This is a genomic window from Burkholderia cepacia (assembly GCF_001718835.1).
GTDB lineage: Bacteria > Pseudomonadota > Gammaproteobacteria > Burkholderiales > Burkholderiaceae > Burkholderia > Burkholderia cepacia_F.
In genome coordinates this window covers 2,892,007-2,904,918 of the sequence record NZ_CP013444.1, presented here as the reverse complement: position 1 = coordinate 2,904,918, position 12,912 = coordinate 2,892,007, and the positions used below count along the sequence as shown (strand labels likewise).

Below are 12,912 nucleotides of genomic sequence, written 5' to 3'. Positions count from 1 at the left end.
CGGCCTGCATCGGGCCGGAGGCCGTCCCCCAATTGCGCGTCGGCTTAGTTGTTGCCCTTCTCGAGCACTTGCTGTGTCAGCGTGACCGACGGAATCGTCGGCTTGAGCGACGCGCGGTGCGCGCGGCCGCTCAGCCACTTCCAGCCGACCACGAGCAGCAGCGCGACGAGCGGGATCGACGCGATCGTCCACGTGCCGTTCGGATAGTCGAATGCCATCAGGACCAGCACGCCGAACAGGAACAGCAGCGTCAGCCATGACGTCACGGGCGCGCCGGGCATCCTGAACGACACGTCGTCCACCTCGCCGCGCGCGACCGCCGCACGGAACTTCGTCTGGCACACGACGATGAATGCCCACGTACTGATGATGCCGAGCGACGCGATGTTCAGCACGATCTCGAACACGCTCGACGGCACCAGGTAGTTGAGCAGCACGCCGACCACGTAGATCGCGACCGTCACGAGGATGCCCGCATACGGCACGGATTGCCCGCTCATCTTCCCGAGGAACGCCGGGGCCGAGCCGCCCATTGCGAGCGAACGCAGCACGCGCCCGGTCGAATACAGTCCCGAGTTGAGACTCGACAGCGCCGCGGTCAACACCACCAGGTTCATCACCGAGCCGATGCCGGGCACGCCGAGCGCGCCGAAAAACGTGACGAACGGGCTCTGGCCCGCCTTGTACGCGCTCCACGGCAGCAGGCAGACCAGCAGGACGACCGACGCGACGTAGAAGATCGCGATGCGCCAGATCACGTTGTTGATCGCGCGCGGCAGCACCTTGCGCGCGTCCTTGCATTCGCCGGCGGCGGTGCCGACCAGTTCGACGCCCGCGAACGCGAACACCACGCCCTGCACCAGCACCAGCGCCGGCATCAGCCCGTGCGGGAAGAACCCGCCGTTGTCGGTGATCAGGTGCATGCCCGTGTCATGGCCTGCGACGTGCCCGCCGGTGCCGAGGATCACGCTGCCGATCGCGAGAAACAGCACGATCGCGGCGACCTTGATCAACGCAAACCAGAATTCCATCTCGGCGAACCACTTCACGCCGATCAGGTTCATCGTCGCGACGATGCACAGCGCGGCGAGCGCGAAGATCCACTGCGGCACGCCTGAAAACGGCGCCCAGTAATGCATGTAGAGCGCGACCGCGGTGATGTCGACGATGCCGGTCATCGCCCAGTTCAGGAAATACATCCATCCGGCGACGAACGACGCTTTCTCGCCCAGGAATTCGCGCGCATACGACACGAAGCTGCCGCTGCTCGGGCGATGCATCACGAGTTCGCCGAGCGCGCGCAGGATCAGGAAGGAAAACGCGCCGCACACCAGATAGACGATCGCGAGCGACGGCCCGGCGGCCTGCAGGCGCGCGCCCGCGCCGAGGAACAGGCCGGTACCGATTGCGCCGCCGATCGCGATCATCTGCACCTGTCGATTGCCGAGGGTCTTGTGATAGCCGGCCTCGTGGGATTCGAGCCAGCTGCGTTTGTCGGTTTCGCCCGTTGTCGACGGTTCGGGAAGCGATGCCATGATTGCGTCCTCGTGCTTTGATCTTGATGTGATTGCGTTCATCCCGATCGCGAGACGATCGGAACCACTCGTACCGGAGGACCAGGGCGCGGAATCAGGCGTGCCCATCCTGCTTGCGATTCGCCGATCGTGGCGAATGGCACGGTATGTCGCGAACGTATTCGGCCGTAATTCCCGTCACAAACGGAATGCAAATTTGGACTGAACCTGTTCGAATCCGTGCATGGGCACCTCGGCGACGGATGAACCAGTCAGTTAATTTGGTGCGCCGGCGCGCACTGCGAGGGCAACCGCTGCCGCCGGTGCCGGCGCATGCACCGAAATGAGGAATGCGGTTCGCCGGAATTTCCGCCTCGGGCCTGTGCGGCAAGCGTTTCACGGCGATGGCCCGGTTTTTGCTGGAGTTGTGTCGGCAGCGCAATAGTTACGCACTGCCAGACAACGACATATCAGACAAGGAAGATTCACCGTGAGCCCGACGACCCGACCGTTTCCCCGACGCACCTGGCTGGCTGCGTTGATCGCCGCACCCGTGATGGCGCTGTTCGCCGCCGCGCCGGCTCATGCCGATGCGCTCGATACCATCGCGAAAAACGGCGCGCTGCGCGTCGCGGTGCCCGAGGACTATCCGCCTTTCGGCTCGGTCGGCACGGACATGCAGCCGCAGGGCTATGACATCGACATGGCCGGCGTGCTCGCCAAGGCGCTCGGCGTCAAGCTGAAGCTGGTGCCCGTGAACAGCGCCAACCGGATTCCGTACCTGACGACCAACAAGGTCGACATGGTGATTTCGTCGCTCGGCAAGACCCCGGAGCGCGAGAAGGTCATCGACTTCTCGACCGCGTACGCGCCGTATTTCCAGGGCGTGTTCGGGCCGGCTGACGTGAAGGTGAGCGCACCCGACGACCTGACCGGCAAGACGGTCGGCGCCACGCGCGGCGCGCTCGAGGAGATTGCGCTGTCGCAGCTCGCGCCGAACGCGACGATCAAGCGCTTCGACGACAACAATGCGACGATCCAGGCGTTCCTGTCGGGGCAAGTGCAACTGATCGCCGCCGGCAACATCGTCGCGGCGGCGATTCTCGCGAAGAATCCGCCGCGTCGGCCCGAGGTCAAGTTCGTGCTCAAGAATTCGCCATGCTTCGTCGGCGTCAACAAGAACGAACCGCGCCTGCTCGCGAAGATCGACGATGCGATCGCGCATGCGAAGCAGGACGGCACGCTGGGCGCGATGTCGAGGAAGTGGCTTGGCCAGCCACTGCCGGCCGGCCTGTGACGGATCGCCGTGTCGCCTGATACATCGCGGCGGCCGGCACCGCCGGCGCGGCGGGTGTCATTGTCCGAACCCGAATTTACTCAATCGTCATGAGCTATCAGCTTCAATTCGGCGAGCTTGCCGAATACGCCGGCGTGTTCGCGAGCGGCGCGACGATCACGCTCGCGCTGACCGCGGTCGCAACCGTGCTCGGCGTGGCGATCGGCGTGCTCGGCGCGGCCGCGTACAGCGCCGACGCGCCCGTGGCCATGCGGCTGCGCCCGCTGATCGGCGCGTACGTCGAGGCGATCCGCAATACGCCGTTCGTCGTCCAGCTGTTCTTCATCTTCTTCGGATTGCCCGCGCTCGGCGTGCACATCGACGAATACACGGCCGCGATTCTCGCGATGACGCTCAATCTCGGCGCGTACTCGGTCGAGATCGTGCGCGCGGGCGTCGCCGCCGTCCCGAACGGGCATCTGGAGGCGGCATCCGCGCTTGCGATGTCGCGCGCGCAGATGCTGCGCCACGTTGTGCTGCCGCAGGCGCTCGCCAAGGTGTTTCCCGCGCTCTCGAGCCAGATCGTGATCACGATGCTCGGTTCGGCGGTGGTGTCGCAGATCTCGGTGGCTGACCTGACCTATGCGGCGGGCTACATCCAGTCGCGCAACTTCCGCGCATTCGAGACGTATTTCGTCATCACGCTCGCGTATCTGGCGATGGCGCTGCTGCTGCGTGGCGCGCTCGGCACGATGGGGCGCCGGCTGTTCTCCCGCCGCGTGCGAGGTGCGCGATGACCGATTTCACGTTCGGGCAGATTCTCGCGAACCTGCTGCTGGCCGCGCGCTGGACGATCGTGCTGTCGATCGTGTCGTTCGTGTCCGGCGGCCTCGTCGGCCTCGGGCTGCTCGTGATGCGCGTGTCGAGTTCGACGGTGCTGCGCGGCAGCGCGAAGCTGTACATCGAGGTATTCCAGGGCACCCCGTTGCTGATGCAACTGTTCATCGTGTTCTTCGGCCTGCCGCTCGTCGGGCTCGACGTTCCGCCGTGGGTCGCGGCCACGGCAGGGCTCACGTTCTTCACCAGCGCGTATCTCGCGGAAATCTGGCGCGGCTGCGTCGAGGTGGTGCCGAAAGGGCAGTGGGAGGCGTCGGCGAGCCTGGCCATGAGCTATATCGAGCAGTTGCGTCACGTGATCCTCCCGCAGGCCGCGCGCATCGCGATCGCGCCGACGGTCGGCTTCGGCGTGCAGGCCGTGAAGGATACGGCGCTGGTGTCGATCATCGGCTTCACCGAGCTGACGAAGGTCGGCATCGCGATCTCGAACGCGACGTTCCGGCCGTTCGTCGTGTACGGGCTCGTCGCGCTGATCTATTTCGCGCTCTGTTATCCGCTTACCCGTTATGCGCGCACGTTGCAAAGGAGATGGCATGCCGCTCGTTGAAACCCGTGGTCTCGAAAAGAACTTCGGCACCCATCATGTGCTCAAGGGGATCGATTTCTCCGTCGAGCGCGGGCAGGTCGTCTCGATCATCGGCCGCAGCGGCTCGGGCAAGAGCACGTTGCTGCGCACGCTCAACGGGCTCGAGAGCATCGACGCGGGCACGATCTCGATCGACGGCGAGCGTGTCGATGCGCGGCACGCGGACCTGCGAGCGCTGCGGCTCAAGGTCGGGATGGTGTTCCAGCAGTACAACCTGTTTCCGCACCTGAGCGCAGGACAGAACGTGATGCTCGCGCAGTCGGTCGTGAAGAAGGCGCATCGCCAGCAGGCGCGCGCGATCGCGGAATTGATGCTCGAGCGCGTCGGCCTCGGCGACAAGTTCGACGCGTTTCCGGAACAGTTGTCGGGCGGCCAGCAGCAGCGCGTCGCGATCGCGCGGGCGCTCGCGATGAAGCCGAGCGTGCTGCTGTGCGACGAGATCACGTCCGCACTCGATCCCGAACTCGTCGGCGAGGTACTGGGCGTCGTCGAGCAACTCGCGCGCGAGGACATGACGCTGATCATGGTCACGCACGAGATGAACTTCGCGCGTGCTGTCAGCGACAGGATCGTGTTCATGCACCAGGGCAGGGTGTGGGAGACCGGGACGGCCGAAGATATCTTCGAGCGGCCGCAGACGGTGGAGTTGACGCGGTTTCTGGGCAGCGTCCGGAACACGGAAGCCGTTGCGCGCTAACTAACACCGCTGTCCGGCCAGTGGGCACGGGTTGGCAGGTGAGACGGTTGGCGGGGTGCGGTTTGCCGGTGACGGCGGAGCGGGTCGAATCGCCACCGCCGTCCATCATTACCTTTGAACAGCACGCGCTGATCGTTGAGCGTTCAACGGGAGTAAAGAGAAGACGCGCGACCAGAACCGGTCACGCGTGCAAAGGCAGAGGGGAATGAATAATCGCCGAAGAAAAACGTTACGATCCACCGCCGGCCAGAACCTGCTCGACGGCCATCGAGCGTGCCGCTTCTTCGGCCTCTTCAGGGGTGTCGAACACGCTGTCCGACACGTGGACCTGATGCCATTCGGGTTTGTCGGAAGCGTCGCGGAAAATGCGGAAGCGCGCGCAATAGCCGCGCGGCGTGACCGGGACCACGTCGATTTCGACGGATGTGCCTTCGATCTGATGTCTGACGAATCCGTCCATGCTGCCCTCCTGACGCCAGCGTTGAACGCAGAAATCCTAGCATGACGGGTTCGATGCGGCGGGTGCATTGCAGCATGCGGGAGTCACCTTCAGCGCCTTCCAGGACGACGCCAGACTGCGCAACACGTGCCGTCGGCACGGCACCGCCTGAATTATTCGGTCGACTCGTCCTCGCCGACGGCTCTTCGCGTCGCGCAACGTGGCGTCGGCGAGACGCCCCAGTGGCACGTTCCGCGTGCTGCTGTAACCGAGACAGTGCGTCCCTCGCCCAACGCGGGGGTGGTGAATGGCCGCGGCCAGGCAGGCACGACCGGCTCTTGTCGACCCGAAGCGGCCTCTCGATTCACCTGAAAGCGGTCGTTGGGTGTAGCGCTAGTCGAAATCGATTCTAAAAGCGCACTCGTTTTCGTACTGCAGTTTGAGATCGATCAGAACTGAATTCGAGAACGCGGTCGCCAATGCAACCTTCAGTTCCGGGGCGACCCCGTTAAGATGAAAGGAAAAACGCCACCCCGATGACGTATCAGCCCAAGACACGAATAGATCATCGCAGTTGGTCTTCCAAAACTGAACGTTCTTAACCGTTCCCGTAGATGCGTCATCGCTAATCTTGGTGCGCGATATCGGGATCTGTTCGCCGTCGTCACTCCAGTGCGTCACCTGCCCGCTTTCGGGATTGACAAGCAGAAATCCAAGAGGCTGAAGCGACGCCTCGATAAAGCGAAAAGCGTCCGGAAACGGCCTCTTCAGCAGTATTGTCAATATGGGCTTCGCCATGGTGATCGCTCGATAAGACGTTGGCCGATCGCAGCCTAGTTGCAAGGGAGGACGGCTTTGCGACCGTCCATCAAATTGTTGACGATTCTAATGGAGGTATCGAGCGACCGTTCCTGGCCGGCAACCATCTGTGGCAGTCGGTTAAAGTCGCCCCACAAGAGACACTCACCTCTGCCGGAAAGGTGGTTCAGTTGACAGCCTGTTTACCCAAATCGCTTCACGCTGAAGGACGAATACGGACGCCTGCCCAGTCCAACCGGAGATGCCCAGTCGAGATCGCAGGACCACCGGTCGGGAGCAGACAATACTCCGTGCCACCCGGTGCGTAGCCTAGCTCACTCCAGGCCAACGACACGAGCTTTCCCCATGGGAAGAGCGTAGTACGTATGGCGCCTCGCACCTTATCCTCGCTTATGCCGGACGTATCGGGTTTCGATAGAAGGTGTTCAACGACTTCGCTTTCTGCGTAGATGTGCGGGGAGAGGACCTCGATTACATGTGGGCCTTTCTGTGCAAACCGTCCCGTCACTCCAATAACGGTGGCCGAAGTCCCACACTGAACCACTTCAATTTCCTGTCGGACATCGATCCATTCCTCGTTCATCCAATCGTAGTCGCCATTGCTCGGCACCGTGATCATCGCTGCGTCAAAATACAATGTAAGCGGTCCGAGAGCGATGGAATACATAGAGAAGTTTGAGGTGCACTAGAAGCGGTTGCCGACAGCCAATTGTCGACGATTTAGGCAATGTTGTCGAACGGCCGTTCATGGCCGCTACCCGCCGGATGGACGGACGGCTGTCGACCCGAAGCGGTCGCTCGACGACGTGATTTGTGCTGAACTCACTAACGGATACTCCGTCTACTCATTCCTCGTCGCATTAGACTTGCTGTACACTCGATCACGCATGACGCCATTGCATTTCTTCGAGTCCGGCGTATATGAAACGAATCGATTGTCTTCGACCGTCTCAACGTGAATTCGCCCGCATGCAGAACAATCGTATGCCGTGCGATTGATCGTGAGAAACTGCCCATGTAGGTGATCGTAGAGTACGTTTCCATGATCCAGCTGAAGGGCAATGTACTCTTCGGAATAGTCGCGACTTAAAAGCCATTCACGAATGTTTCCTTGCTCGGCTGCAGTTATGTAGCTTTGAAGCTCACTCACAAGCCAGTCCGAAAACGACTCACAATGCAAGTCCTTGAGTATCGACGCTTTGTAGGGCAAGGAACTTGTGTTGTCGCAAATCAAGTAACCACACTGACAGCGAAGCTTGCTCATTTAATCACCTTTCAATATTGCTGATGGCGTTGAGATCAGTTATACCAAAAAGCGATTGTCGACGATTTTGGTAGCTGGGTCGATTGACTCCTTCTGGCCGAACTCGGACGATCGGTGTTGTACCCCCTCAACCGCACAATGACCCAATAAAGACCCCCCGCATCCGTTCGGCATGCGAGGGTTTTACGTGCAAGCGCGACCACCGAATCAGCGCCGCTCATCCTCGATATACGCGCGGATCACGTCGACAAACGACGCATCCCCCTTCAACCCGAGGGCTTCCGCGCGCGACGTATCCCAACGGCCCGGCCAGCTGCCGACGATCTTCCCGACGCGCTCGTCCGGTTCGCGACGAATCAGCTTCACGACTTCGTCGCCCGCGACTTCGCGCAGCGCCGCGATCATTTCGTCTACCGTCACCGAAATCCCCGGCAGGTTGATCACGCGTTTGTTGCCGAGCTTCGCGCTGTCGATTTCGCAGCCCGCGACGAGCGCTTCGATCGCGCCGCGCGGCGACAGCAGCCACAGCCGCGTCGAACCCGGCACCGGGCACACGCTTTCCTCGCCGTTCAGCGGCTCGCGGATGATGCCGCTCGCGAACGACGATGCGGCCGCGTTCGGGCGGCCCGGCCGCACGCTGATCGTCGGTAGCCGCAGCACGCGGCCGTCGACGAAGCCGCGCCGCGCGTAGTCGCACAGCAGCAGCTCGGCGATCGCCTTCTCGGCGCCGTACGACGATTGCGGGTTCAGCGCGGTATCGTCCTGCACGACGTCGGGGAGCGTGCCGCCATAAACCGCGACCGAGCTCGTGAACACGACGCGCGGCCGGTGGCCACGCGCGCGGCACACGTCGAGCAACGCGCGCGACGCGTCGAGGTTGATCCGCATGCCGAGATCGAAATCGGCTTCGGCCTGCCCGCTGACGATGGCCGCGAGGTGGAAGATCGCGCCGGTCTGCGTGTCGATCGCGCGTTCGAGCACCGCGCGCTCGGCGATGTCGCCGACGATCGACGTCACGCGCGCATCGCCGAAATCGCTGCCTGCGACGACGTCGAGCAGCACCAGCTCGGTGATGGGCTGAAGCCGGCCGTCGGGGCCGCTCAGTTCGCCGCGCTCGAGCAGCTTGCGCGCCAGACGCTGGCCGAGAAAGCCGGCGCCGCCGGTGATCAATACTTTCATGTTCGTTGCCCTCGTGGAAATGCGTGAATCACAGGTACTGCTTGAGCCAGCCGAGCCCTTCCGACGTGCCGGCCTTCGGGCGGTATTCGCAGCCGATCCAGCCGTCGTAGCCGAGCGTGTCGATCAGCTCGAACAGATACGGGTAGTTGAGTTCGCCGAGATCCGGCTCGTGGCGCTCGGGCACGCCCGCGATCTGGATATGGCCGATGCCCGCGAAATCGCGCCGGAGCTTCGTCGCGAGATCGCCTTCGACGATCTGGCAGTGGTAGCAGTCGAACTGCACCTTCAGGTTCGGCGCGCCGACTTCCGCACGGATCGCCTGCGCGTCGTCCTGACGGCTCAGGAAATAGCCGGGCATGTCGCGCTGGTTGATCGGCTCGATCAGGATCGTGATGCCGTGCGCGGCGGCGGCCTGCGCGGCATGGCGCAGGTTCGCGAGGTAGGTCGCGCGATGGCGCGCGCGGTCCTGGCCCGGCGCGATCAGCCCGGCCATCACGTGCAGCTTCCGGTTGCCGAGCACGCGCGCATAGTCGAGCGCCTGGTCGATGCCGCGCCGGAACTCGTCCTCGCGGCCCGGCAGCGATGCGGTGCCGCGTTCGCCCGCGGCCCAGTCGCCGGGCGGCGCGTTGAACAGCGCCTGTTCGAGGTTGTGCGCGTCGAGGCGCGCACGGATGTCCTCCGCGGCGAAGTCGTACGGGAACAGGTACTCGACGGCCTTGAAGCCGTCGTAGGCGGCAGCGGCGAAGCGTTCGAGGAACGCATGCTCGGTGTACATCATCGAGAGGTTGGCGGCGAAGCGCGGCATGGCAGCGGATCCTGTCAGTGAGAAAAAGGGGGCAGCCGCGCGGCGCCCCCGCGTCGATCAGCGGTTGACCAGTCTGGCCGGCGTGAGCCACACGGCGATCGCGCCGATCACGAGCATCGCCGCCAGCACGTACATGCCGGACGCCGTGCTGTGCGTGACGTCCTTCAGGTAGCCGATCACGTACGGGCTCGCGAACCCGGCGAGGTTGCCGACCGAGTTGATGATCGCGATCCCGGCGGCGGCCGCGGAGCCCGCGAGGAACGCGGTCGGCAGCGACCAGAACAGCGGTGCGCAGGTCAGCACGCCGCCCGCCGCGAGCGACAGAAACACGATCGACACCGCCGTATTGTGCGAGTACGACGCGGCGACCGCAAACCCGACCGCGCCCATCAGCGCCGGCACGATCAGGTGCCAGCGGCGTTCGCGGCGCTTGTCCGCGCTGTGGCCGAACAGGTTCATCACGACGATCGCGACGAGGAACGGGATCGCGGACAGCAGGCCGATCTGCAGCGTATCGGTGATGCCGGTCGACTTCACGAGCGTCGGCATCCAGAACGTGAGGCCGTACTGGCCCGTGACGAACGCGAAGTAGATCAGCGACATCCACCACATGCGCGGGTCGGCGAACACGGCCTTCAGCGAATGGCCGTGCTTCTGCTGCTCCTGCGGCTGCGCGGCGATCTCGTCCTCCAGCAGCTGTTTCTCGCGTTCGTCGAGCCACTTCGCGCTGCGGATGCTGTTGTCGAGATACAGGATCGTCGCGATGCCGACGAGCACGGCCGGCACGGCTTCGATCATGAACATCCATTGCCAGCCGTGGAAACCCGAGCCGCCGTGGAAGCGCTCCATGATCCAGCCCGACAGCGGGTTGCCGAAGATGCCCGACACGGGAATCGCGGACATGAACACCGCGATGATCTTCGCGCGGCGATGCGACGGGAACCAGTACGTGAGATACAGGATCACGCCGGGATAGAAGCCGGCTTCCGCGAGGCCGAGCAGGAAGCGCAGCACGTAGAACTGCGTCGGCGTCTGCACGAATGCGAACAGCCCGGACAGCAGGCCCCAGGTGATCATGATCCGCGCGATCCAGATGCGTGCGCCGATGCGGTGCATCAGCAGGTTGCTTGGCAGTTCGAACAGAAAATAGCCAAGAAAGAAGATGCCGGCGCCGAGACCGAACACGGTTTCGCTGAACGCGAGATCCTGCGACATCTGCAGCTTCGCGAAGCCGACGTTCACGCGGTCGAGATACGCGACCACGTAGCAGAGCATCAGGAACGGCACGATGCGCCAGAACACTTTCTTGTAGGTCAGATCCAGTTCGGCCGAACGGGCGGCCACGGTGGGCGAGCGGCCAGCGGCCGCGTCGAGAGCAGTCATCGTCGTCTCCAATCCAATGATGGGGGTGCCGGCGGCGCGTACGACGCCGGTCGTTGGTGTGTGCTGACGGCAGGGCCCGCGCACACGGCGGGCAGAAATGGCGAATTACCAGCGCGCGCCGAACGCTTGCCTGAGCTCGTCGAGCGCCGCTTCGGACAGCGGCTCGGGCTTCGGGTTCGTCATCAGCCACAGCCGCGCCGTTTCCTCGAGCTCTTCGAGCGCATACGACGCGTGCGATACCGACGGCCCCCACATCACCGGGCCGAGGCGGTCGAGCAGCACGCCGCGCACCTGGTCGGCGAGCGCCGCGACTTCCGCCGCGACGCCCGGATCGCCGGGGCGGCGGTAGCGGATCAGCGGAATATGGCCGACCTTCATCACGTAGTACGGCGTGATCGGCGGCAGCACGTCGGTGTCGCGCCATACGCCCGCGAGCGTCAGCGCGACGAGGTGCGTCGAATGCGTGTGGACGACGCCGTTCGCTTCGGCATTGCGTGCGTAGATGCCGCGATGCAGGGCGAGCGTCTTCGACGGCTTGCCGCCCGATACGGGCTGGCCGTCGAGGCCGACCTTCGCGATGTCGTTCGGGTCGAGCCGGCCGAGGCACGCGTCGGTCGGCGTGATCAGCCAGCCGTCGGGCAGCCGCGCGCTGATGTTGCCGGCGCTCCCGACTGCATGGCCGCGTGCGTACAGGCTGGCGCCGACGACGCAGATCTCTTCGCGCCGTTTCGCTTCGTCGCTCATCGTGCGGCTCCGTCCAGCGCGCGCAGCGCCTTGTCGAAGAAATCGACCGCGCCGAAGTTGCCGGACTTCAGCGCGAGGCCGAGCGGCGCTGCGTCGATGGTGGCCGTCGCCGGCACGCCCGGATCGATCTGCGCGCCGATCTGCAGCGACTTCACGTCGAGCGCCTGCACGACCGCGCCGGACGTCTCGCCGCCGGCGACGACGAACTTGCGCACGCCGAGCTCGCGCAGGCCGCGCGCGATCGCCGCGAGCGTGGCTTCGACGAGATGGCCGGCCGCGTCGACGCCGAGCGCCTGCTGCACGGCCTTCACTTCGTCGGGCGTCGCGGTCGCATAGATCAGCACGGGTTGCGGCAGGTGCGTGCGCGCGAACGCGAGTGCCTGGTCGACGACGGGTTCGCCGCGCGATGCCGCGAGCGGATCGATGCGGAAGCTCGGCCGCGTGGCGCGCCATGCGGCGACCTGCGCGTTGGTGGCCTTCGATGCGCTGCCGGCGAGCACCGTCGCGGGCCCGTCGATGCGCGGCAGCGACGCCGCGTTGTCGCGCTCGGGCAGTTGCTCCGCGCGGCGGAAATTCGCGGGCAGGCCGAGCGCGATGCCCGAGCCGCCGGTGACGAGCGGCAAGCCCGCGCAGGCTTCGCCGAGCACGTAGAGGTCACGGTCCGACAGCGCGTCGGCGATTGCGAAGCGCGCGCCTTCCGCGCGCAGCTGGTCGATCCGCGTGCGCACGGCGGCCGCGCCCAGCGCGATCGTGTCGTAGCGGATCAGGCCGACAGGTGCCTTCGTCTGCCGCTGCAGCACGCGCACGAGGTTCGCGTCCTTCATTGGCGTGAGCGGATGGTGTTCCATGCCCGATTCGTTCAGCAGCACGTCGCCGACGAACAGGTGGCCGCGATAGATCGTGCGGCCGTTCTCCGGGAACGCCGGGCACGCGATCGTGAAGCCGCCGCCGGCCGCATCGAGCAGCGCATCGGCGACGGGCCCGATGTTGCCCGCGTCGGTCGAATCGAACGTCGAGCAGTACTTGAAGAAAAATTGCCGGCAGCCTTGCGCGCGCAGCCATGCGTACGCGGCGAGCGATTGCGCGACGGCATCGGCGGCAGGGATCGTGCGCGACTTCAGCGCGACGACGATCGCGTCGGCGTCGAGCGTGGTGTCCGCGGCACCGTCGGCGGGCACGCCGATCGTCTGCACGGTGCGCATGCCGCTCTTGACGAGCATGTTCGCGAGATCGGTCGCGCCGGTGAAATCGTCGGCGATGCAGCCGAGCAGGGGACGGGAAACGGAAGCGGTCATGGCGGGTACGTCGT

12 protein-coding genes are annotated in these 12,912 nt (G+C 64.6%); 4 read left to right on the top strand and 8 right to left on the bottom strand.

The features are described from left to right. Positions 1-44: 44 nt before the first annotated feature. On the bottom strand, positions 45-1,535 hold the full coding sequence (gene ansP, locus WT26_RS32745) for an L-asparagine permease (protein WP_069274873.1): 1,491 nt from the start codon (positions 1,533-1,535) through the stop codon (positions 45-47). Positions 1,536-2,004: 469 nt separating this feature from the next. Here ansP and WT26_RS32740 point away from each other — a divergent pair, with 469 nt between their 5' ends. From WT26_RS32740 to WT26_RS32725, 4 genes are all read left to right on the top strand, one after another. After that, on the top strand, positions 2,005-2,811 hold the full coding sequence (locus tag WT26_RS32740; protein ID WP_059803604.1) for a transporter substrate-binding domain-containing protein: 807 nt from the start codon (positions 2,005-2,007) through the stop codon (positions 2,809-2,811). An 89-nt stretch (positions 2,812-2,900) separates the two neighbouring features. Then, positions 2,901-3,587 carry an amino acid ABC transporter permease gene (locus WT26_RS32735; RefSeq protein ID WP_010097592.1) on the top strand — a complete coding sequence of 229 codons (687 nt, stop codon included), beginning with the start codon at positions 2,901-2,903 and terminating at the stop codon, positions 3,585-3,587. Next, positions 3,584-4,234: an amino acid ABC transporter permease gene (locus WT26_RS32730; RefSeq protein ID WP_069271659.1), complete on the top strand. Its 651-nt coding sequence runs from the start codon at positions 3,584-3,586 to the stop codon at positions 4,232-4,234. The genes WT26_RS32735 and WT26_RS32730 overlap by 4 nt, the downstream gene beginning before the upstream one ends. Then, on the top strand, positions 4,221-4,970 hold the full coding sequence (locus WT26_RS32725) for an amino acid ABC transporter ATP-binding protein (RefSeq protein WP_045564040.1): 750 nt from the start codon (positions 4,221-4,223) through the stop codon (positions 4,968-4,970). The genes WT26_RS32730 and WT26_RS32725 overlap by 14 nt, the downstream gene beginning before the upstream one ends. 229 nt (positions 4,971-5,199) lie before the next feature. Here the strand turns inward: WT26_RS32725 and WT26_RS32720 are convergent, their stop codons facing one another. The 7 genes from WT26_RS32720 to otnK all read right to left on the bottom strand — a co-directional run bounded on the left by WT26_RS32720 (position 5,200) and on the right by otnK (position 12,898). After that, positions 5,200-5,430 carry a hypothetical protein gene (locus tag WT26_RS32720; RefSeq protein WP_059638613.1) on the bottom strand — a complete coding sequence of 77 codons (231 nt, stop codon included), beginning with the start codon at positions 5,428-5,430 and terminating at the stop codon, positions 5,200-5,202. 372 nt (positions 5,431-5,802) lie between these two features. Next, entirely contained in the window at positions 5,803-6,207 is a 405-nt protein-coding gene (locus WT26_RS32715; protein WP_088505297.1) for a hypothetical protein, read from the bottom strand. Positions 6,208-7,699: 1,492 nt separating this feature from the next. Further along, positions 7,700-8,671, bottom strand: coding sequence for a D-erythronate dehydrogenase (gene denD / locus WT26_RS32710; RefSeq protein WP_069274872.1), 972 nt, complete (start codon positions 8,669-8,671; stop codon positions 7,700-7,702). 28 nt (positions 8,672-8,699) lie between these two features. Next, entirely contained in the window at positions 8,700-9,476 is a 777-nt protein-coding gene (otnI, locus tag WT26_RS32705; protein ID WP_069274871.1) for a 2-oxo-tetronate isomerase, read from the bottom strand. A 57-nt stretch (positions 9,477-9,533) separates the two neighbouring features. Continuing rightward, a complete protein-coding gene (locus tag WT26_RS32700; protein WP_069275221.1) occupies positions 9,534-10,859 on the bottom strand; it encodes an MFS transporter in 1,326 nt (441 codons plus the stop codon). A 105-nt stretch (positions 10,860-10,964) separates the two neighbouring features. Beyond that, entirely contained in the window at positions 10,965-11,603 is a 639-nt protein-coding gene (locus WT26_RS32695) for an aldolase (RefSeq protein ID WP_069274870.1), read from the bottom strand. Beyond that, on the bottom strand, positions 11,600-12,898 hold the full coding sequence (gene otnK, locus WT26_RS32690; RefSeq protein WP_069274869.1) for a 3-oxo-tetronate kinase: 1,299 nt from the start codon (positions 12,896-12,898) through the stop codon (positions 11,600-11,602). Before otnK ends, WT26_RS32695 begins: the two co-directional genes overlap by 4 nt. Between the last annotated feature and the right edge of the window lie 14 nt (positions 12,899-12,912).

What these genes read in the sequence shown, in the direction of transcription:
- otnK (WP_069274869.1), bottom strand. Translation starts at nt 12,898, where the DNA reads ATGACCGCTTCCGTTTCCCGTCCCCTGCTCGGCTGCATCGCCGACGAT.
- denD (WP_069274872.1), bottom strand. Translation starts at nt 8,671, where the DNA reads ATGAAAGTATTGATCACCGGCGGCGCCGGCTTTCTCGGCCAGCGTCTG.
- WT26_RS32725 (WP_045564040.1), top strand. Translation starts at nt 4,221, where the DNA reads ATGCCGCTCGTTGAAACCCGTGGTCTCGAAAAGAACTTCGGCACCCAT.
- WT26_RS32700 (WP_069275221.1), bottom strand. Translation starts at nt 10,859, where the DNA reads ATGACTGCTCTCGACGCGGCCGCTGGCCGCTCGCCCACCGTGGCCGCC.
- otnI (WP_069274871.1), bottom strand. Translation starts at nt 9,476, where the DNA reads ATGCCGCGCTTCGCCGCCAACCTCTCGATGATGTACACCGAGCATGCG.
- WT26_RS32720 (WP_059638613.1), bottom strand. Translation starts at nt 5,430, where the DNA reads ATGGACGGATTCGTCAGACATCAGATCGAAGGCACATCCGTCGAAATC.
- WT26_RS32730 (WP_069271659.1), top strand. Translation starts at nt 3,584, where the DNA reads ATGACCGATTTCACGTTCGGGCAGATTCTCGCGAACCTGCTGCTGGCC.
- WT26_RS32695 (WP_069274870.1), bottom strand. Translation starts at nt 11,603, where the DNA reads ATGAGCGACGAAGCGAAACGGCGCGAAGAGATCTGCGTCGTCGGCGCC.
- ansP (WP_069274873.1), bottom strand. Translation starts at nt 1,535, where the DNA reads ATGGCATCGCTTCCCGAACCGTCGACAACGGGCGAAACCGACAAACGC.
- WT26_RS32735 (WP_010097592.1), top strand. Translation starts at nt 2,901, where the DNA reads ATGAGCTATCAGCTTCAATTCGGCGAGCTTGCCGAATACGCCGGCGTG.
- WT26_RS32715 (WP_088505297.1), bottom strand. Translation starts at nt 6,207, where the DNA reads ATGGCGAAGCCCATATTGACAATACTGCTGAAGAGGCCGTTTCCGGAC.